This window comes from Mesorhizobium sp. ANAO-SY3R2, from assembly GCF_042466635.1.
GTDB lineage: Bacteria > Pseudomonadota > Alphaproteobacteria > Rhizobiales > Rhizobiaceae > Aminobacter.
The window spans coordinates 2,234,712-2,252,226 of sequence record NZ_CP159955.1 but is presented as its reverse complement, the minus strand read 5'-3'; the positions used below and the strand labels follow the sequence as shown (position 1 = coordinate 2,252,226).

The window sequence follows — 17,515 nt, the reverse complement described above, 5'->3', positions numbered from 1 at the left end:
TACCGGAACTTCATTTTCCTCGGCAAATATGTAAGGGACGCGCAAAAGGCGCAATTCTCGGTTCAATCGCAATAATGTCAGAAAATCCCACGCAGTCCGCAGCCCCAGTGATCATCCTGGTCGAGCCCCAGCTCGGCGAAAACATCGGCATGGTGGCGCGCGCCATGGCCAATTTCGGTCTTGCCGAACTCAGGCTGGTCAATCCGCGTGATGGCTGGCCGAATGAAAAGGCGCGCGCGGCCGCCAGTCGCGCCGACCACGTCATCGACGCTGTGGAAGTTTTTCCTGATCTCGCGTCCGCCCTTGCCGATCTCAATTTCGTCTTCGCCACCACGGCGCGTGAGCGCGACGGCTTCAAGGAAGTTCGCGGGCCCGTCGAAGCAGGCCGCGCGTTGCGTGGTCGCAGCATTGCCGGCCAGCGCACCGGCATCATGTTCGGGCGCGAGCGCTTTGGCCTCTACAACGAAGAGGTCGGCCTCGCCGACGAAATCGTCACCTTCCCGGTCGATCCCGGCTTTTCCTCGCTGAACATCGCCCAGGCCGTACTCTTGATGTCCTATGAGTGGATGAAGTCGGGACTGGAGGACGAGACCAAGACTAATTTCTCCGGGCCTGAAATGGCGCCGGCGACCAAGCAGCAGTTGCAGGGGCTGTTCGATCACCTCGAGGCAGCGCTCGAAACGCGCGGCTATTTCCGCCCGGCGGCCAAAAAGCCCAAGATGGTCGACAATCTGCGCGCCGTGCTGACCCGCGCCGGTTTTCACGAGCCCGAGCTCAAGGTGTTGCGCGGCGTCGTCGCATCGCTTGACTATTTCTCGCCCAAGGAACCGCGCGGCGCCGGCTATCCCGACCGCAAGGCGAAGGTCGATCATGCTGCCCACAGCGGCAGCACGGACACCGACGAAGACGAGATTCCACCGGTTGGCGGCAAGGGGCTCGACAATGACTGACCGTCCGATCCTGATGTTCGATTCGGGCATCGGGGGACTTACGGTGCTGCGTGAGGCGCGCGTGCTGATGCCAGACCGGCGCTTCGTCTATGTCGCCGACGACGCCGCCTTTCCCTATGGCAACTGGGAAGAGCCGGCGCTCAAGACCAGAATTCTCGACCTCTTCGCCACCCTGCTCGAGCGCTTCAAACCCGAGCTGTCGGTCATTCCGTGCAACACCGCCTCGACGCTGGTCATCGAAGCGATCCGCGAGCGCTTTCCCGGCCATCCCTTCGTCGGCACCGTTCCGGCGATCAAGCCTGCCGCCGAGCGCACCCGCTCGGGTCTTGTTTCGGTGCTGGCGACGCCGGGCACCGTGAAACGGCAATATACCCGCGACCTGATCACGCAATGGGCCTCCAAATGCCACGTCCGGCTGGTCGGCAGTCACAAGCTGGCTGCGCTCGCCGAGACCTATATGCGTTCGGGCTTCGTCGAGGAGCAGGCGGTGGCCGAGGAGATCGCGCCCTGCTTCGTCGAGCACGACGGTCGGCGCACCGACATCGTCGTCCTCGCTTGCACGCACTATCCGTTCCTGGTCAATCGCATGCGCAAGACAGCCCCCTGGCCCGTCGACTGGATCGATCCGGCCGAGGCCATTGCCCGCCGCGCCCTGTCGCTGCTGGAAGGTTCGCAGCCTGTGCGCACCAATGGGCCGGATCTTGCCGTCTTCACTTCCGGCGTGCCGGATTTCGCTACGCGGCGCCTGATGCAGGGATTTGGCCTGGCCGTCGAAGGAACGTGACGGCTGCAGATGCGTTTCCCCAACCCGCAACGGTCAGGAGAAGCGACATGCCAGCCACCTCCAAGGCACAGCAGAAAGCGGCAGGCGCTGCGCTCGCCGCAAAGCGCGGCGAGATCAAGGAAAGCGAACTCTACGGTGCATCCAGGGAGATGTACGAATCGATGACCGAAAAACAGCTCGAAGAGTTCGCCGAAACCAAGCGCAAGGGCCTGCCGGAGCACAAGGCCAAGCATTAACCCCGGCAGACCAGACATCAGTAGCCAATGGTAAAGCGCATACCGGTGTGACGCGGGCTCTCAGCCTCGTCGACGATGGCTACGGCCAGGTCCTCGACCGAGATGTGGCTCTGGCCGCTGGCGTCGAACACCGGCTGGTCGCCGCCGAGACGGAACTTTCCGGTGCGCTCGCCAGGCGCCATCATGATTGCCGGCGAGATGAACGACCATTCCATGCCGGTTTCGCCGTGCAGTGCCTTAAGCGCGTCGCGGGCAGCACGGGCGCCATCCTTGTAGGCGGCGGGGAAGTCCGGGCCGTCTACTAGTTGCCTGCCGTCGATCTCGAGGCTGCCGGCACCGCCGACGACGATCACGCGCTTGCCGGCTGCCTTAGCGGCCTCGACGATCGCCTTTGAGCCCGCGCTATGCTTGGCGTAGATGTCAGGATCGCCCCAGCCGCCATTGAAGGCGGAGATGACGACGTCGGCATCTGCGATTGCCGCCTTCAGCGCCGGAACGTCGGTGACGTCAGCCTTTACCGCGGTGACGCCGTCGAGCATTTCGACATTTGCAGCGTTGCGGACAACGGCCTTCACCTTGTTGCCGCGCGATGCGGCTTCCTTGAGCACTGCGCTGCCGACAAAGCCGGTTGCACCGATGAGAGCGATTTTCATGGTTGTTTTCTCCGTTCCGCCCGCTTTGCCTTATCAGGTCAGTGCGGGTATGATCTGTAATCAGGTTACCAACGATAACCATATAGCTCGGCAAGCTGGACGCGAAAAGAACGCATGATTTCGTGCCCAGGTTACCTCAGGAGAACCGCATGAACGCCTCGACCAGGCCCGTGGGCCGCCAGGCTGATGACAAAGGGGGCGACGCCGTCCCGCTGCTGCACACCACGCCCGGCTTTGCCAACGATGGCCGCAGCTGCCCCATCCGCGAGGTGCTCGACCGTGTCGGCGACACCTGGAGCATCCTCGTCATCATCAACCTTCAGGAGCGGCCCGTGCGCTTCAATGCGCTAAAGCGTTCCATCGAGGGCATCTCCCAGCGCATGCTGACGGTGACGTTGCGCTCGCTTGAGCGTGATGGTCTAGTGCGCCGTACCGTGCGCCCGACCACTCCGCCTGAAGTGGAATATGGCCTCACCGAGCTCGGCCAGTCGATCGCTGTGCCCGTCGGTGCACTCGGCACTTGGGCTGCCGCCAACCGCGACCAGATGCGCGGCGCCCGCGAGGCCTTCGATCAGGCAGGCTGAGCGTTGCAGGAAACGGAATGCGACGCTTGCGATGACGGCATAGAATCGGTGCAACGTTGATGGAGCGCCGCGATGTATGCCGATGCGATTGTTGCCGATCTGGAGTGGGGAAGGATTCTTCGCGACCTCGATGAATTTGGCGTAGCGCAAACCGGTCCCTTGCTCGATGGGCAGGCATGCCGCGACCTCAGGGCGCTCTACGATCACGACGAGCACTTCCGCAGCCGCATCGTCATGCAGCGCCATGGTTTTGGCGCCGGCGAATACAAGTACTTCGCAGATCCGCTGCCTGAGGCGATATCCGGGCTGCGTCGAGCATTCTACGAACGGCTCGCGCCGTTTGCCAACGGCTGGAACGACCGCATGGGCAGCGACAGGCGCTACCCGGCCGACCTCGATTCCTTCCTCGCCGAATGCCACGCTGATGGCCAGTCGAGGCCTACGCCGCTCTTGCTGAAATACGGGGCAGGCGACTACAACTGCCTGCATCAGGACGTCTACGGCCAGCACCTATTCCCGATCCAGCTGGTGATTCTGCTGAGCGCGCCGCAATCGGAGTTCGACGGCGGCGAGCTGGTGCTCACCGAACAGCGGCCGCGCATGCAGTCGCGGGTCGAGGTCGTGCCGCTCGGCATGGGGCAGGGCGCGCTGTTTGCGGTCAACGACCGGCCCAGAGCCGGCGCCCGTGGCGACTACCGCGTAAAGATGCGCCACGGCGTCAGCCGCATCCGTAGCGGCGAGCGCTTAACGCTCGGCGTTATCTTCCATGACGCGAAGTGATCGAGCGGCGGGCCGCGTTGACATCCCACACCGTTTCGCCTAGTTAGCCGCCAGCGCCGGGCTGAAATGCTTGGTGTTCTATTTGACGTGTCCCGTGGGCCTTTCCGCAATGCGTGCGTGGAAGATCCTGTCAGGCTTCTGAAAACAGAGGCCAGAGGAGGGCGCGTTTCCTCACCTGGAACATCACGTTCCGGGTGCAAACTTTTGAAGGGAAATGCGATGAGCAAGCGCGAGTCAGCAAAATACAAAATCGATCGCCGTCTTGGCGAGAACATCTGGGGCCGCCCGAAGTCCCCGGTCAACAAGCGTGAATACGGTCCCGGCCAGCACGGCCAGCGCCGCAAGGGCAAGCTTTCGGACTTCGGTCTGCAGCTGCGCGCCAAGCAGAAGCTCAAGGGCCACTACGGCGACATCTCGGAAAAGCAGTTCCGCAAGACCTACGACGAGGCCAACCGCCGCAAGGGCGATACGCCGGAGAACCTGATCGGTCTGCTCGAGTCGCGTCTCGACGCGATCGTCTACCGTGCCAAGTTCGTGCCGACCATCTTCGCGGCCCGTCAGTTCGTCAACCACGGCCACGTCAACGTCAACGGCAAGCGCACCAACATCGGTTCGTACCGCTGCAAGGCTGGCGACGTGATCGAAGTCCGCGAGAAGTCGAAGCAGTTGGTCATGGTGCTTGAGGCTGTTGCTCTCGCCGAGCGCGACGTGCCGGACTACATCGAAGTCGATCACAACAAGATGGTTGCGACCTTTGCTCGCGTTCCGGGCCTGTCGGACGTTCCGTTCGCAGTCCAGATGGAACCGAACCTCGTCGTCGAATTCTATTCGCGCTAATCCGTTTCGGATCAGCATCGAATTCCGAGAGCGGCCGGCAACGGCCGCTCTTTTCGTTTGTACGCATGTCGGCGTACGACGCCTTGCGCCGCCGCCGGTTTTGCGAAATATGCCGGTTGAGCGCGGTCTCGACGACGGCCGCACCCCGCAAGTTTAGGATCAGACCCCATGGGCATTCAGGAACAGGACGCGCTGGCTGCACCGGAAGGCGCTGCTTTTCCGCTCTACCGCGACGCACCGTCGTCCGTGGAGTTCAACAAGCTGCGCAAGCGGCTGCTGAGGCTCGCCCGACAGGCGATCGAGGACTACGCCATGGCCCGGCCGGGCGAGCGCTGGCTGGTGGCGCTTTCGGGCGGCAAGGATTCCTATGGGTTGCTGGCGGTCCTGCTCGACCTCAAATGGCGCGGCCTGCTGCCGGTCGAATTGCTCGCCTGCAACCTCGACCAGGGCCAGCCCAACTTCCCCAGGAACGTCCTGCCCGACTATCTCGAGGCCAACGGCATCGCCCATCGCATCGAGTATCGCGACACCTACTCGGTGGTCACCGACAAGATCGCGGAGGGCAACACCTATTGCTCGCTGTGCTCACGCCTGCGGCGCGGACACCTCTACCGCATTGCGCGGGAGGAGGGCTGCTCGTCGCTAGTGCTCGGCCACCATCGCGAGGATATCCTCGAAACCTTCTTCATGAACCTCTTTCACGGCGGTCGCCTCGCCGCCATGCCGCCCAAGCTGCTCAATGACGAGGGGGACGTGATGGTGCTTCGGCCGCTCGCCTACTGTGCCGAGGCGGACATGGCGAAATTCGCAGAAGCCATGAAGTTTCCGATCATCCCCTGCGACCTCTGCGGCAGTCAGGAGGGGCTCCAGCGCAACGCCATGAAATCGATGCTCGACGACATCGAAAAGCGCATGCCCGGCCGCAAGGACACGATGATCCGCGCGCTTGCCAATGTGCGGCCCTCGCACATGCTGGACCGCAAGCTTTTCGACTTTGCGTCGTTGACGCTGGCTTAGTGGCCCCTTGTCGGCGCGGCATTCGGTGCGGAAAACAGCCTGCCACGCTCAGCGATCAGCACCAGCATGAGGCCGATGATCGCCACGGCGCAGTAGCCCGCAGCAAGCGGCATGACGGTGCCATTGAAGGCCTGGCCGATCATCGCGCCGATAACGCCGCCACCGGCCGTCTGCATGAAGCTCTGCACCGATGAAGCGGTGCCTGCTATGTGGCCGAGCGGCTCCATGGCGATCGCGTTGAAGTTCGAGCTGATCCAACCGAATAGGAACATCGCGCCGGCAAACAGAGCGACGAAGGCTGGGAAGGGCACCCAGCCTTGCAGCGACCAGGCGAACCAGATGGCACTCACCGTGAGGAAGCCGAGCAGAGCGCCGTGCGACAGGCGGCGCATGCCGAGCTTCACCACGAGGCGCGAGTTGAGGAACGACGACAGCGACATCAATCCCGCAATCGCCGCAAACACCACCGGGAACCACACGCCTAGACCGTAGATGCCGACATAGACCTGCTGCGCCGAATTGATGAAGCCGAACAGCGCGCCAAACAGGATCATGGAGGCGAGCGTATAGAACAGCGGCACCCGGGTGGTCAGGACGATCTTGAAGCCTTGCGCAATGGAGCCCAGCTTGAGCGGTCTGCGATTTTCGGGATCCAGCGTCTCAGGCAGGCGAATTGCTGCCCAGATCGTGATCGCCAGTGCTGAAAGCGACATGGCGACGAAGATCATATGCCATTCGAAAAAGACCATGATCAGCTGTCCGATGCCCGGCGCAACCACGGGAATGATCATGAAGACCATGAACACCAGCGACATGATCTCGGCCATCTGCCTGCCGCCATAGAGGTCGCGCACGACGGAAATGGCGATAACGCGCGTCGATGCCGCGCCGATGCCCTGGATGAAACGCAAGGCGAGCAGGATCTCGAATGTCGGCGCAAAGGCCGCGGCAAACGCGGCCACCACATAGATGGTCAGGCCGAAGATCAGCGGCTTGCGTCGGCCGAAACGATCGGATGCCGGGCCGTAGAACAGCAGGGCCAGCCCCATGCCCGCGACATAGGCGGTGATGACGTATTGCCGGTGGTTCTCGTTGTCGACGCCGAGGCTCGCGCCGATCTGCTGCAGCGCCGGCAGCATGATGTCGATGGCGAGCGCGTTGACGGCCATCAGCGCCGCTGCAATGGCGATGAATTCCCAGCGGGGAAGTCGGAAGAGGGCGTCTATCGCGTCTTGGGTCTGCTTGATCTGCATGATCGATTCCGGTCCAAACGAAAATGCGCCGGGAAGGCCGGCGCATCTTGATTGTACTAGGCCCCGAATGGACCGGAGCCGGCGTCAGCCATCCTTAGGCTGCACCCTTGACGCTCACGCCCTTCTCCTGAAGGAACGACTGCAGTTCGCCAGCCTGGAACATCTCGCGGATGATGTCGCAGCCACCGACGAACTCGCCCTTGACGTAGAGCTGGGGAATCGTCGGCCAGTTGGAATAGTCCTTGATGCCCTGGCGTAGGTCGTTGGAGGTCAGCACGTTGACGCCCTTGTAGTCGACCCCGAGGTAATCGAGGATCTGGACGACCTGACCGGAGAAGCCGCACTGCGGGAAGCCGGGGGTGCCCTTCATGAACACCACGACGTCCTGGCTCTTCACTTCGCTGTCGATATATTCGTTGATTCCGCTCATGGGCCTAAAAACCTCAATCTGGCCGGCCACCGTTGCCGGCAATATCCGCTAGACTGCTAGCACTAGCCACTATGTGGTTGCAACAGTCGAGCATTCCAAGCGCTGCGGCAACCCCAAACCGGACGCCGATCCAGAGCCTGCCGATTTCGCTGGCCCTGACTTCATTTGCTAGGCGCTGCGTTTCGCCTTCGATCTCGACCGCAGCGTGCGCTTTCGGCTCGTCTGCTTCTTGGCTGGCCGCAAAAGCTTCTCGATCTGGCGCAGCGTTTCGGAACTCGACGAAGCGGTGCGCTTACGCCGGCGCGTGCGCTTGGAGGTGCTCGAAGACTTCTTGAGAATGTCCTTGAGCACGCCGTCGACGACGCCTTGGACCAGGTCACTCACCAGTGACATCGAGGGCTCACTCCGGAACGCTGGTCTGCAGGGCGAGTGCATGCAGCACGCCGCCCATATTGCCCTTCAGTGCCTCGTAGACCATCTGGTGCTGTTGCACCCGGCTCTTGCCGCGGAAGCTTTCCGAGACGACCTCGGCGGCGTAGTGGTCGCCGTCGCCGGCGAGATCGCGGATCGTCACCTTGGCGTCCGGAATGCCATCCTTGATCAGCTTTTCGATGTCGCGGGCATCCATTGCCATTGCCTGTCTCCTTGCTGGCGCAGCCCGAATTCATCGATCGGTATGAAGCGCATGCGATTGGTAATGTTCATGTCAGGTATGAGCGAGACCGCTTCAAGCGTCAATTGATTCGATCGTATCGCTGGGGCTGGGCCCAATCGAGGGACGCTGGCAGTCGGCCAGGGAGGAGAGGGTTTGAAGTGGGCAGCCGAATGCACTGCATCTCAAGGCCAGATTGCGCGACGGTTTCGCGCGCTAATTGACCGCGCCGGCGATGCGAGCGAAGTCAAGCACCTTCAAGCCGTGTAGCTGGAGGCCTTCAGAATCAGTCTCTGTCGGATGCCCTGGCCGTATCTCCATGCAGCAGTCGGGGCCACGAATGACAATCGTGGGAGGATCGGAGGTGAGGTCGAGTACGTCGGTCCAAATGGGTCCAGCCGGGCTAGAGCTGTCGGTGTTTCGTCTGATGAACAGGAGCTTTCCGTCGGGTGAAGCGACCAGATCGGTCCCCCTGTGATAGTCGTTGTAGGAATAGCCGACTTTGACGTCCGGGATCAGCTGCCAGAAGAACCCTGTCGAACCGGCAACTTGGTATAGACCCCAGCCGTCACCGTAGTTCTGCCAATATCCGCCGTGAAAAAGTGCGTACCTCTTGCCGGAGGTCGTCGTGAATTCGAGAGTGCCTCCGGTCGGTCGGAAGTAGTATCCGTTTGCGTGGGCGGCCACGAAGATTGCGACGTAGGCGAAAAGCAAAAGCCCGGACGCTTTGGCTAACGTCCAGGCTGTGTTTCGCATCATCTTCAAACCGCAATTCAGAGTGTCAGGTCGCCGCCCATGAAGCTAGGGAACCAGTCTTCGTGAGCCGAGGTCAGCTCATCAACCGTCACGGTGCGTGCGGCGCCGAGCTTCAGTTCCTTGCCGCCGGTCGTTCCGATCCTCTGAGCGTTGATGCCGAGCGCCTTGGCCTCGTTCGTCAATGCCTGCATTCCTTCCACCTCGACAGTGACGAGATAACGGCCCTGGTCCTCGCCGAAGAAGGCCTTGATCGGGTCGGTGGCATCAGGGCTTGAAACGGTCGCGCCGATGCTTGATGCCATCGCCATCTCGGCAAGCGTCACGGCAAGGCCGCCATCCGACAGGTCATGCACTGCGGTGGCAGTGCCGCCGCGGATCAGCTTGCGCACGAAGTCGCCGACCTTCTTCTCGTGCTCGAGGTCGACTGCCGGCGGCGGACCGTCGGTGCGGCCGTGGATGTCGCGCATGTAGATGGACTGGGCAAGGTGGGTGCCCCAGTGCTCGGGGCCGCCCACGAGCAGGATCGCCTGGCCTTCGCCGGCGAAGCACGCCCTGGCCATTTTCGACCAGTCGTCGATCAGGCCGACACCGCCGATGGTGGGGGTCGGCAGGATTCCTTGGCCGTTGGTCTCGTTGTAGAGCGACACATTGCCCGACACGATCGGGAAGCCGAGCGCGCGGCAGGCGTCGCCGATGCCGGACACCGCCTTGACGAACTGGCCCATGATCTCGGGCCGCTCCGGATTGCCGAAGTTGAGATTGTCGGTGGCGGCCAGCGGCAGCGCGCCGGTGGCGGTCAGGTTGCGCCAGCATTCGGCGACCGCCTGCTTGCCGCCCTCGTAAGGATCGGCCTCGCAATAGCGCGGCGTCACGTCTGACGAGAAGGCCAGCGCCTTGGTGGCATGGCCCTCGACGCGGACAACGCCGGCATCGCCGCCGGGGCGCTGCAGCGAGTTGCCCTGGATCATCGTATCGTACTGTTCGTAGACCCAGCGGCGCGAGGACAGGTCGGGCCCGCCGAGCATCTTCAGCAGCGCGTCGGCCACGTCGGCCTGGGGCACGTCGTCTTCGGCAAGCGGCGCGCGCGTTGCCGGTTCGACCCACGGGCGGTCATATTCGGGCGCTTCGTCGCCGAGTTCCTTGATTGGCAGGTTGGCGACTTCGACGCCCTGGTGGAGGACGCGGAAACGCAAATCGTCGGTGGTCTTGCCGACGATGGCGAAGTCGAGGCCCCACTTGACGAAGATCGCCTCGGCCTCTTTTTCCTTTTCGGGGCGCAGCACCATGAGCATGCGCTCCTGGCTCTCCGACAGCATCATCTCATAGGCGCTCATGCGCTCTTCGCGCACCGGCACCTTGTCGAGGTCGAGCTCAATGCCGAGGTCGCCCTTGGCACCCATCTCGACGGCCGAGCAGGTGAGGCCGGCCGCACCCATGTCCTGGATGGCGATGACAGCACCGGAAGCCATCAGTTCGAGGCAGGCTTCCAGCAGGCATTTTTCGGTGAAGGGGTCGCCGACCTGCACGGTCGGGCGCTTTTCGTCGATCTTGTCGTCGAATTCGGCAGACGCCATGGTCGCGCCGCCGACGCCGTCACGGCCGGTCTTGGCGCCGAGATAGACGACCGGCAGGCCCACGCCCTTGGCCTGCGACAGGAAGATCGCATTGGTCTTGGCAAGGCCCGCCGCAAAGGCGTTCACCAGGATGTTGCCATTGTAGCGGGCGTCGAAGTTGACCTCGCCGCCGACCGTCGGCACGCCGAAGGCATTGCCATAGCCGCCGACGCCGGCAACCACACCCGACACCAGGTGGCGGGTCTTGGGATGGTCGGGGGCACCGAAGCGCAGGGCGTTCATCGAGGCGATCGGCCGCGCGCCCATGGTGAAGACGTCGCGCAGGATGCCGCCGACGCCGGTCGCGGCCCCCTGGTAGGGCTCGATATAGGAGGGGTGGTTGTGGCTCTCCATCTTGAAGACCACGCAGTCGCCGTCGCCGATGTCGACCACGCCGGCGTTTTCGCCGGGGCCCTGGATGACGACGTCGCCCTTGGTCGGCAGTGTGCGCAGCCACTTCTTCGAGGATTTATACGAGCAGTGCTCGTTCCACATCGCCGAGAAGATGCCGAGTTCGGTGAAGGTTGGCTCGCGGCCGACAAGGTCGAGTATCCGCTGGTATTCGTCCGGCTTGAGCCCGTGAGCGGCGATGAGTTCGCCGGTGATCTTCACGTCGTTCTGAATGGTCATCGGTCTTCCCGTCAGTTCGGCCTTGCGGCTGTCCTAAATCGTGAAATGCCGTGGTCTGCAACAAGCGCGGTGTCGCACGGCACTATAGTAGGTTCTGCTATGCCGGGCGCTGTTGGCGCGCCCTGTCTCAGGCGGTTCCGCCGCAGGAGGCGTCGCCGCTGTTCCAGCGATTGATGTCCGAGCCGATGCGGGCGCCGAGCGCCTCGTCCATCAGCGGGCCGAACACCTGGACCTGGCTCGACGCACCTTGTGCTTGCACGACCAACAGCGGGCGCGCGCCATATTGCTTGGCCGGCACCAGCAGGAAACGCGGCGTGCCGCCGAAATTGTTGAGCTCGTTGGCCATCTGGTACTTCTTGAAGGCCGGATCCTTGCTGGCGAACCAGCATCTGTGCGCTGATATCGCTACCTGCTCCATGGCGCGTAGCGAAGCGCTCTTGCCCGATCCCGAAGGTGCAGCCGTCTTCGGACCCGAGTTGCAGGCGGCGAGGCCGACGACCGCGACAGTTGCCGCCAGAATCCGCAGTGACTTCATTCGCCGATGCTCGCCTTCAAGATTGGGTAAGGTCCAGAGAGTTCAGGATCGTGCGCTCACGCCGCCTTTGCCAGGCCGAGCGCGCTTTCGAACAGGGCGCGGCCGTCGTGGCCGCCATGCGCTGCCTCGATCAGGTTCTCGGGGTGCGGCATCAGGCCGAGCACGTTGCCCTTGTCGTTCATGATGCCGGCGATGTCGTTGATCGAGCCGTTCGGATTGGTGCCCTCGGCATAGCGGAACACCACTTGGCCGTTGCCCTCGATGCGCGCAAGCGTCTCGGCATCGGCGAAATAGTTGCCATCGTGATGCGCCACCGGGCAGCGGATGATCTGGCCGGCCGCATAGTTGCGGGTGAATGCCGTGTTGGCGTTGGCGATCTCGAGCTTTACCTCGCGGCAGACGAACTTGAGCGAAGTGTTGCGCATCAGCGCACCTGGCAAAAGGCCAGCCTCGACCAGGATCTGGAAGCCGTTGCAGACGCCGATCACCTGCACGCCCTTGGCGGCCTTTTCGGCCACCGCGCGCAGCACCGGCATGCGGGCCGCGATCGCGCCACAGCGCAGATAGTCGCCGAAGGAGAAGCCGCCGGGGATGGCGATCAGGTCGACATCGGGGATTTCCGTGTCCGTCTGCCAGACGGTGACGGGCGCTTTGCCGGAGATTTTGGTCAGCGCCGCGATCATGTCGCGGTCACGGTTCAGGCCGGGGAGGAGGACGACGGCTGATTTCATTTCGGTTCGTAAGGCCTCTGAGGTTCGGCGAGTTCACGCAGTTCTAGGCGGCGTTCGATGCGTTCGAGCCGTTCGTCATGACGGTCAAGTCTGCGGTTCACGCCAGCCAGCGCTTCTTCCGCACCTGTCATTCGTCTCTTGATCTCTTGGAGGTCGAACTTCATTTCCGAGAGATCGCCATGGACGCGTTTCAAGAGCTCGTACATCAGTTCGTTGGTGACTTCGGGCAATTCACCCTCCGGTACAACCTCAGGTAAGTGTCACACTATAGTTCTCGATCACCGTGTTCGCCAGAAGCTTCTCGCACATGGCGGTGAGGTCGGCCTCGGCCTTGGCCTTGTCCGTACCTTCGAGTTCGACGTCGAACACCTTGCCCTGGCGCACCGAGCCGACACCGCCGAAGCCAAGACCGTCGAGCGCATGCTCGATCGCCTTGCCCTGGGGGTCGAGCACGCCATTCTTGAGGGTAACGGTGACGCGGGCCTTGATCACGGGCATTTCACTCCGAAGGGTCGACTGGAAACTGTTCGGGCGCGACTTGGTCGCGCCCGCATTCGATGGTCAGTGCTTGACGAGAACCGGTCCGGTCGGACGAGGGGTCTCGTTCTCGTTCATGATGCCGAGCCGGCGCGCCACTTCCTGGTAAGCCTCGACCAGCCCGCCCATGTCGCGGCGGAAACGGTCCTTGTCGAGCTTGTCCTGGGTGGCGACGTCCCACAGGCGGCAGCTGTCCGGCGAGATCTCGTCGGCAACCACGATGCGCATCATGTCGCCTTCATAAAGTCGGCCGCATTCGATTTTGAAGTCGACGAGTTGGATGCCGACGCCCATGAACAGGCCGGAGAGGAAGTCGTTGACGCGGATGGCGAGTGCCATGATGTCGTCGATTTCCTGGGGGCTTGCCCAGCCGAAGGCGGTGATGTGCTCTTCCGAGACCATTGGGTCGTCGAGCGCGTCGGCCTTGTAGTAGAACTCGATGATCGAGCGCGGCAGCACCGTACCTTCCTCGATGCCCAGGCGCTTGGCCAGCGAGCCGGCGGCGACGTTGCGCACCACGATCTCGAGCGGGATGATCTCGACTTCCTTGATCAGCTGCTCGCGCATGTTGAGACGGCGGATGAAGTGGGTCGGAATGCCCATGCGGTTGAGGTGGTTGAAGATGTGCTCGGAGATCCGGTTGTTGAGCACGCCCTTGCCGTCGACGACCTCATGCTTCTTCTTGTTGAAGGCGGTGGCGTCGTCCTTGAAGAACTGGATCAGGGTTCCCGGCTCCGGTCCTTCGTAAAGGATCTTGGCCTTGCCTTCGTAAATGCGTCGGCGTGACTTCATTGGATTGTTTCTCTGGTTGGAAGGGCAGTCGGCAGCTACCGGTCCCTTTCTCACGCCGCAAAGCCGCGGCGGCTGTGGGTCTCAAGGCCGGTCTCTACCGCAATCGCGCATATTCCTCAATGATCATTTCCCGCCAATCAACGCCTTTTGGTACGGAAATGCCGCACCGCAACAGGCAAGGACGGCGAAAGAGGGATATTGACCGGGCGGCGGGCTTTTGGTTTGAGGGACAGGACCTTACATACCCCCGGAAACCGAATCGGTTTCCCAGCTCGGAGGATTGCCATGACCAGCATGAAAGATCGCGAAGAGGGCTTCGAGCGCAAGTTCGTTTTCGACGAGGAGCTCCGTTTCAAGGCCAATGCGCGCCGCAACAGGGCGCTTGGCATGTGGGCGGCCGAAAAGCTCGGCAAGTCGGGCGCCGACGCCGAGGCCTATGCCAAGGAAGTCGTCGTGGCTGACATCGAGGAAGCCGGCGACCATGACGTGTTCCGCAAGATCCGCGCTGATTTCGACGCCGCCGGCGTTGACCAGTCCGACCATCAGATCCGCCGCACCATGGACGAGTTGATGGGGCAGGCGATCGAGCAGATCAAGAACACCTGATCCAGCCATCCGTACTGGACCAACGAACCGCCCGGATTCCGGGCGGTTTTTGTTTGCGCCTTTTGTCGCTTCGGGATGAAATGGGTGGGCAAGAGGGAGTGAAAGAAATGTCGCTTGTCGAGAGACTGAACGCTGACGAGACCGTCATCACCGCCTGGTCGGGCGTGCCGGACGCGCTCACTGTCGAGATACTGGCGCGGCAGGGCTTCGATGCGGTCACGCTCGACATGCAGCATGGCGGTCATAACGAAGACAGCGTGCTGCGCTCGCTTGCTCACGTCCTCAGTTCCGGTAAGCACGCAATCGTGCGCGTTCCGGTCGGCCGATTCGATATGGCCAGTCGCGCGCTCGATTTCGGCGCCGAAGCGGTCATCGCTCCCATGGTCAATTCGATTGACGATGCGAAGCGTTTTGCCGCGTCGATGAAATATCCGCCACTTGGCGAGCGCTCGTGGGGCCCGACCTTCGCCGCGCCGCGCCATGGCAGCAAGGACCCGGTGAAGTGGCTTCACGAGTCCAACGCCCGCACCGTTTCCTTTGCCATGGTCGAGACCCATGCCGCGGTCGCCGCACTCGACGGCATCCTGGCCACGCCAGGCATCGACGGTATCTTTGTCGGGCCCGGCGATTTCTCCATAGCCTGGACCAAGGGCGAGACGGTCAACGGGACGCTCGAGGCGATGATGGAAACTGTCGAGATGGTTGCCAAACGCACGCGTGCCGCCGGCAAGCATGCCGGCATCTACGTCACCGACGCGAAGATCGCCGGGCGTTTCGTCGAGATGGGTTACCGGCTGCTGGCTACGGGCTCGGAACACCAGTTGATATCAGCCGGCGCCGCCGGTCTTTTGTCCGAGCTGAAGAAGTCGATCGGCTGACGCGACGCGTCAGCCTTCCAGCTTCGACAGAAACTGTGCGAATACCATCGACCCCTCCGGCCACGGCCCGTGACCGGAATCGGCATTGATGTGGCCGGATTCGCCAGCGTCGACGAACAGCGAGCCCCAGACCGAGGCGATGTCTTCGGCGACGTCGAAGCTGCAATAGGGGTCGTTGCGGCTGGCGATCACCATCGACGGAAACGGCAGCGGATCGCGCGGATAGGGGCCGAACGTCATCAGGTGCTTGGGACGGATCGCCGGGTTCGACACGTCGGGCGGCGCAACGAAGAACCCGCCGGCAACACGCTTCTTGAAGCCGGGGATGGCGTGGATCGCGGTCGGTATGCCGAGCGAATGCGCGACCAGAACCACCGGCCGTTCGGCCGCATTCACGGCATCGACAACCCGCTGGGTCCAGTCCTCGCGCACCGGCTTCGACCATTCGGCCTGCTCGACGCGGCGCGCGGTCGACAGTTTCTCTTCCCAGCGGCTTTGCCAGTGAGTTGGTCCCGAATTGGTGTATCCGGGCACGATGATGATGTCGGCGTCTTTTACCTTCATGCCGCGCATGTAGCGATGCAGCTTCGCCGGTGCAACCGTCAAGGCGCTGGGCGCGGTGTGTCAGAGCTCCATGTGCACTATTTCGATGGGGTCTCCTCCCACGCCATGTGAAAAATAGCCTCTGCCCACCGTGCGAAAGCCGTGCCTTCCATAGAAGTCCTCGGCGTTGATCGTCGCTTCGACCCTGATCGGCCCATCGTGGGCTGACTGGGCATTTTTTACGCCGATTTCGAGCAGTCGCTTACCTAGTCCGGCACCTGCGGCATCGGCCAGCAGGAACAGCCGCGTAACCTCGCCGGGCTCGGAATCGACGAAACCAATGATCTTGCCCGCTTGTAGTGCAACGACCATCATCCCTTTGGCGATAAGGCCTTCATAGTAATCCGCGGTGCGGTCGCCCATCCATCCCGCGATCTGTGCGGCAGAATAGTGCCCCTTTGCCAAGTCACGCACGGAGCATCTGGTAACATCGAACACGGCCTGCCCGTCGCCGCTTCGTGCCGGCCTCAGCGACGTATGTTCATTGTCATTCATGAAAGTCACTGGCATCAAATCAGGAGCTCGAATGGGTATCGGGTCGGCGGCGGAGTTGTCTTCAACAATCGCGGGTTGGCACAATGGAACCGCTGCAAAGCGGTATCCGTGGCCGGCTGTCGCCGATCTCTTGAGGGCGAATTGTTGAACGCCGTGTTCGATCATTGCTGTCTTGTGTGAACGACTGTCTTCTCCGATCTACAGGGGCAACGGAAACTGCCGTGTTGGCCGGAGAGTGGATTTTGGAACTGACACGACGCAAACTGGTTGGCAGCGCAGCACTCCTCACACTGGGGGCGACAGCGCGTGCCGGCCACACGGAGCCCAGGATGAGCAAGATTCCCTTTGCCGCGACGACGCCAACGAGCGTTTCGCGTGTCGGCCTCAAGGCGCGCGACGCCGAAGCGCTGGCGAAATATTATCGCGAGGTCGTCGGCCTGCAGGAATTTTCCCGCGACGGCACGACGATCACGCTCGGTGCGGGCAGCCGTGCGCTGCTCGACATCGAGGCCGACAAGGCGGCCCAACCAGACGATCCGCGCAGCGCTGGGCTGTTCCACACCGCCTTTCTCTTGCCTTCGCGCGCCGATCTCGGCCGCTGGATCAAGCATGCCATCGACAAGCGAATCCCGGTCGATGGCGCTTCCGACCATCTGGTCAGCGAGGCGCTGTACCTGACCGACCCCGAGGGCAACGGCATCGAGATCTACCATGATCGTCCCAGTGACAGCTGGAGCTGGACGGGCTCACAGGTGGACATGGCGACCGAGCAACTGGACATTGGTTCGATCGTTGCCGAGGTTCCGGCCGGCGATGCGGGCTGGCAAGGCGCGCCCGAAAACAGCATTGTCGGCCACGTCCATCTGCGCGTCGGCGATCCGGCTGTCGCAGCGCAGTGGTGGAACACGGAGTTCGGTTTCGACACCGTGGCCAAGTATGGCCCCAGCGCCGTCTTCCTCTCTTCCGGCGGCTACCACCACCATATCGGCGCCAATTCCTGGCAAAGCCCGCGTGCCGGCAAGCGCGAGGCCTCGCGTACCGGCCTTGCCTGGGTCGAGATGCGTTCGGCCGACGCCACTGTTGAAGCGAGCCGCGAGGACCCCTGGGGCACGGTCATCCGCACGGTTCCCGGCCAGCCGGGCTGATCGGACTGGCATTGAAAC

24 protein-coding genes are annotated in these 17,515 nt (G+C 62.6%); 10 read left to right on the top strand and 14 right to left on the bottom strand.

Features of this window, described 5'->3' with window-relative positions; translation table 11 throughout:
* Window positions 1–74 precede the first annotated feature (74 nt).
* The 3 genes from ABSY17_RS15915 to ABSY17_RS15905 are packed head-to-tail and all read left to right on the top strand — an operon-like array spanning window position 75 to window position 1,970.
* The gene (locus ABSY17_RS15915; RefSeq protein ID WP_378942786.1) at window positions 75–950 is read left to right on the top strand and encodes an RNA methyltransferase; all 876 of its coding nucleotides are present in this window, start codon (window positions 75–77) and stop codon (window positions 948–950) included.
* Window positions 943–1,734 (top strand): glutamate racemase, encoded by a 792-nt coding sequence (gene murI / locus ABSY17_RS15910; RefSeq protein ID WP_378942784.1) that lies wholly within the window; start codon window positions 943–945, stop codon window positions 1,732–1,734. The genes ABSY17_RS15915 and murI overlap by 8 nt, the downstream gene beginning before the upstream one ends.
* A 47-nt stretch (window positions 1,735–1,781) precedes the next feature.
* Entirely contained in the window at window positions 1,782–1,970 is a 189-nt protein-coding gene (locus tag ABSY17_RS15905; protein WP_378942781.1) for a DUF3008 family protein, read from the top strand.
* Window positions 1,971–1,987: 17 nt separating this feature from the next.
* On the opposite strand, the gene ABSY17_RS15900 is transcribed toward ABSY17_RS15905, so the two are convergent.
* Window positions 1,988–2,623, bottom strand: coding sequence for an NAD(P)-dependent oxidoreductase (locus tag ABSY17_RS15900; protein WP_378942778.1), 636 nt, complete (start codon window positions 2,621–2,623; stop codon window positions 1,988–1,990).
* Between the two features lie 149 nt (window positions 2,624–2,772).
* Between ABSY17_RS15900 and ABSY17_RS15895 the strand changes: the two genes are divergently transcribed.
* The 4 genes from ABSY17_RS15895 to ttcA all read left to right on the top strand — a co-directional run bounded on the left by ABSY17_RS15895 (window position 2,773) and on the right by ttcA (window position 5,841).
* Window positions 2,773–3,207, top strand: coding sequence for a winged helix-turn-helix transcriptional regulator (locus ABSY17_RS15895; RefSeq protein ID WP_378942776.1), 435 nt, complete (start codon window positions 2,773–2,775; stop codon window positions 3,205–3,207).
* A gap of 72 nt (window positions 3,208–3,279) precedes the next feature.
* Window positions 3,280–3,987, top strand: coding sequence for a 2OG-Fe(II) oxygenase (locus ABSY17_RS15890; protein ID WP_378942773.1), 708 nt, complete (start codon window positions 3,280–3,282; stop codon window positions 3,985–3,987).
* A gap of 219 nt (window positions 3,988–4,206) precedes the next feature.
* Complete coding sequence (gene rpsD / locus ABSY17_RS15885) at window positions 4,207–4,824, top strand: 30S ribosomal protein S4 (RefSeq protein WP_378942771.1); 618 nt, start codon at window positions 4,207–4,209, stop codon at window positions 4,822–4,824.
* Window positions 4,825–4,992: 168 nt separating this feature from the next.
* Window positions 4,993–5,841 carry a tRNA 2-thiocytidine(32) synthetase TtcA gene (gene ttcA, locus ABSY17_RS15880; protein ID WP_378942768.1) on the top strand — a complete coding sequence of 283 codons (849 nt, stop codon included), beginning with the start codon at window positions 4,993–4,995 and terminating at the stop codon, window positions 5,839–5,841.
* Here the strand turns inward: ttcA and ABSY17_RS15875 are convergent.
* From ABSY17_RS15875 to purC, 11 genes are all read right to left on the bottom strand, one after another.
* Window positions 5,838–7,094: a multidrug effflux MFS transporter gene (locus ABSY17_RS15875; RefSeq protein WP_378942766.1), complete on the bottom strand. Its 1,257-nt coding sequence runs from the start codon at window positions 7,092–7,094 to the stop codon at window positions 5,838–5,840. The two genes, ttcA and ABSY17_RS15875, sit on opposite strands and share 4 nt — an antisense overlap.
* 94 nt (window positions 7,095–7,188) lie before the next feature.
* Window positions 7,189–7,524, bottom strand: a complete 336-nt coding sequence (gene grxD / locus ABSY17_RS15870) for a Grx4 family monothiol glutaredoxin (RefSeq protein ID WP_184768959.1) — start codon at window positions 7,522–7,524, stop codon at window positions 7,189–7,191.
* Between the two features lie 168 nt (window positions 7,525–7,692).
* Window positions 7,693–7,917 (bottom strand): hypothetical protein, encoded by a 225-nt coding sequence (locus ABSY17_RS15865; RefSeq protein WP_378942763.1) that lies wholly within the window; start codon window positions 7,915–7,917, stop codon window positions 7,693–7,695.
* Between the two features lie 7 nt (window positions 7,918–7,924).
* A complete protein-coding gene (locus ABSY17_RS15860; protein ID WP_378942760.1) occupies window positions 7,925–8,158 on the bottom strand; it encodes a BolA family protein in 234 nt (77 codons plus the stop codon).
* A gap of 234 nt (window positions 8,159–8,392) precedes the next feature.
* Window positions 8,393–8,941, bottom strand: a complete 549-nt coding sequence (locus ABSY17_RS15855) for a hypothetical protein (RefSeq protein WP_378942758.1) — start codon at window positions 8,939–8,941, stop codon at window positions 8,393–8,395.
* Window positions 8,942–8,949: 8 nt separating this feature from the next.
* Window positions 8,950–11,175 (bottom strand): phosphoribosylformylglycinamidine synthase subunit PurL, encoded by a 2,226-nt coding sequence (gene purL / locus ABSY17_RS15850; protein ID WP_378942755.1) that lies wholly within the window; start codon window positions 11,173–11,175, stop codon window positions 8,950–8,952.
* A 127-nt stretch (window positions 11,176–11,302) separates the two neighbouring features.
* Window positions 11,303–11,710 carry a hypothetical protein gene (locus tag ABSY17_RS15845; RefSeq protein WP_378942753.1) on the bottom strand — a complete coding sequence of 136 codons (408 nt, stop codon included), beginning with the start codon at window positions 11,708–11,710 and terminating at the stop codon, window positions 11,303–11,305.
* 56 nt (window positions 11,711–11,766) lie between these two features.
* Complete coding sequence (gene purQ / locus ABSY17_RS15840; protein WP_378942751.1) at window positions 11,767–12,441, bottom strand: phosphoribosylformylglycinamidine synthase subunit PurQ; 675 nt, start codon at window positions 12,439–12,441, stop codon at window positions 11,767–11,769.
* The gene (locus ABSY17_RS15835; RefSeq protein WP_055968981.1) at window positions 12,438–12,671 is read right to left on the bottom strand and encodes a hypothetical protein; all 234 of its coding nucleotides are present in this window, start codon (window positions 12,669–12,671) and stop codon (window positions 12,438–12,440) included. The genes purQ and ABSY17_RS15835 overlap by 4 nt, the downstream gene beginning before the upstream one ends.
* Before the next feature lie 19 nt (window positions 12,672–12,690).
* Window positions 12,691–12,933 carry a phosphoribosylformylglycinamidine synthase subunit PurS gene (gene purS / locus ABSY17_RS15830; RefSeq protein WP_378952744.1) on the bottom strand — a complete coding sequence of 81 codons (243 nt, stop codon included), beginning with the start codon at window positions 12,931–12,933 and terminating at the stop codon, window positions 12,691–12,693.
* A gap of 69 nt (window positions 12,934–13,002) precedes the next feature.
* Complete coding sequence (purC, locus tag ABSY17_RS15825) at window positions 13,003–13,770, bottom strand: phosphoribosylaminoimidazolesuccinocarboxamide synthase (protein ID WP_378942749.1); 768 nt, start codon at window positions 13,768–13,770, stop codon at window positions 13,003–13,005.
* Window positions 13,771–14,055: 285 nt separating this feature from the next.
* Between purC and ABSY17_RS15820 the strand changes: the two genes are divergently transcribed.
* Window positions 14,056–14,376 (top strand): DUF1476 domain-containing protein, encoded by a 321-nt coding sequence (locus ABSY17_RS15820; protein WP_378942747.1) that lies wholly within the window; start codon window positions 14,056–14,058, stop codon window positions 14,374–14,376.
* 107 nt (window positions 14,377–14,483) lie between these two features.
* Complete coding sequence (locus ABSY17_RS15815; RefSeq protein WP_378942744.1) at window positions 14,484–15,254, top strand: HpcH/HpaI aldolase/citrate lyase family protein; 771 nt, start codon at window positions 14,484–14,486, stop codon at window positions 15,252–15,254.
* 9 nt (window positions 15,255–15,263) lie between these two features.
* On the opposite strand, the gene ABSY17_RS15810 is transcribed toward ABSY17_RS15815, so the two are convergent.
* Window positions 15,264–15,818 carry an RBBP9/YdeN family alpha/beta hydrolase gene (locus tag ABSY17_RS15810; RefSeq protein WP_378952741.1) on the bottom strand — a complete coding sequence of 185 codons (555 nt, stop codon included), beginning with the start codon at window positions 15,816–15,818 and terminating at the stop codon, window positions 15,264–15,266.
* 60 nt (window positions 15,819–15,878) lie between these two features.
* On the bottom strand, window positions 15,879–16,517 hold the full coding sequence (locus tag ABSY17_RS15805) for a GNAT family N-acetyltransferase (protein ID WP_378942742.1): 639 nt from the start codon (window positions 16,515–16,517) through the stop codon (window positions 15,879–15,881).
* 164 nt (window positions 16,518–16,681) lie between these two features.
* On the opposite strand from ABSY17_RS15805, the gene ABSY17_RS15800 reads away from it, so the two are divergent.
* Window positions 16,682–17,497 (top strand): VOC family protein, encoded by an 816-nt coding sequence (locus ABSY17_RS15800; RefSeq protein WP_378942739.1) that lies wholly within the window; start codon window positions 16,682–16,684, stop codon window positions 17,495–17,497.
* Window positions 17,498–17,515: the final 18 nt, after the last annotated feature.

Bases quoted from the DNA above. Each gene is read 5' to 3' on its own strand.
- purQ (WP_378942751.1), bottom strand. From the start codon at position 12,441: ATGAAATCAGCCGTCGTCCTCCTCCCCGGCCTGAACCGTGACCGCGAC.
- ttcA (WP_378942768.1), top strand. From the start codon at position 4,993: ATGGGCATTCAGGAACAGGACGCGCTGGCTGCACCGGAAGGCGCTGCT.
- ABSY17_RS15875 (WP_378942766.1), bottom strand. From the start codon at position 7,094: ATGCAGATCAAGCAGACCCAAGACGCGATAGACGCCCTCTTCCGACTT.
- rpsD (WP_378942771.1), top strand. From the start codon at position 4,207: ATGAGCAAGCGCGAGTCAGCAAAATACAAAATCGATCGCCGTCTTGGC.
- purC (WP_378942749.1), bottom strand. From the start codon at position 13,770: ATGAAGTCACGCCGACGCATTTACGAAGGCAAGGCCAAGATCCTTTAC.
- ABSY17_RS15845 (WP_378942753.1), bottom strand. From the start codon at position 11,710: ATGAAGTCACTGCGGATTCTGGCGGCAACTGTCGCGGTCGTCGGCCTC.
- ABSY17_RS15900 (WP_378942778.1), bottom strand. From the start codon at position 2,623: ATGAAAATCGCTCTCATCGGTGCAACCGGCTTTGTCGGCAGCGCAGTG.
- purL (WP_378942755.1), bottom strand. From the start codon at position 11,175: ATGACCATTCAGAACGACGTGAAGATCACCGGCGAACTCATCGCCGCT.
- ABSY17_RS15860 (WP_378942760.1), bottom strand. From the start codon at position 8,158: ATGGCAATGGATGCCCGCGACATCGAAAAGCTGATCAAGGATGGCATT.
- ABSY17_RS15890 (WP_378942773.1), top strand. From the start codon at position 3,280: ATGTATGCCGATGCGATTGTTGCCGATCTGGAGTGGGGAAGGATTCTT.
- murI (WP_378942784.1), top strand. From the start codon at position 943: ATGACTGACCGTCCGATCCTGATGTTCGATTCGGGCATCGGGGGACTT.
- ABSY17_RS15905 (WP_378942781.1), top strand. From the start codon at position 1,782: ATGCCAGCCACCTCCAAGGCACAGCAGAAAGCGGCAGGCGCTGCGCTC.
- ABSY17_RS15915 (WP_378942786.1), top strand. From the start codon at position 75: ATGTCAGAAAATCCCACGCAGTCCGCAGCCCCAGTGATCATCCTGGTC.
- ABSY17_RS15895 (WP_378942776.1), top strand. From the start codon at position 2,773: ATGAACGCCTCGACCAGGCCCGTGGGCCGCCAGGCTGATGACAAAGGG.
- ABSY17_RS15815 (WP_378942744.1), top strand. From the start codon at position 14,484: ATGTCGCTTGTCGAGAGACTGAACGCTGACGAGACCGTCATCACCGCC.
- ABSY17_RS15865 (WP_378942763.1), bottom strand. From the start codon at position 7,917: ATGTCACTGGTGAGTGACCTGGTCCAAGGCGTCGTCGACGGCGTGCTC.
- ABSY17_RS15800 (WP_378942739.1), top strand. From the start codon at position 16,682: ATGAGCAAGATTCCCTTTGCCGCGACGACGCCAACGAGCGTTTCGCGT.
- ABSY17_RS15810 (WP_378952741.1), bottom strand. From the start codon at position 15,818: ATGAAGGTAAAAGACGCCGACATCATCATCGTGCCCGGATACACCAAT.
- ABSY17_RS15820 (WP_378942747.1), top strand. From the start codon at position 14,056: ATGACCAGCATGAAAGATCGCGAAGAGGGCTTCGAGCGCAAGTTCGTT.
- grxD (WP_184768959.1), bottom strand. From the start codon at position 7,524: ATGAGCGGAATCAACGAATATATCGACAGCGAAGTGAAGAGCCAGGAC.
- ABSY17_RS15805 (WP_378942742.1), bottom strand. From the start codon at position 16,517: ATGATCGAACACGGCGTTCAACAATTCGCCCTCAAGAGATCGGCGACA.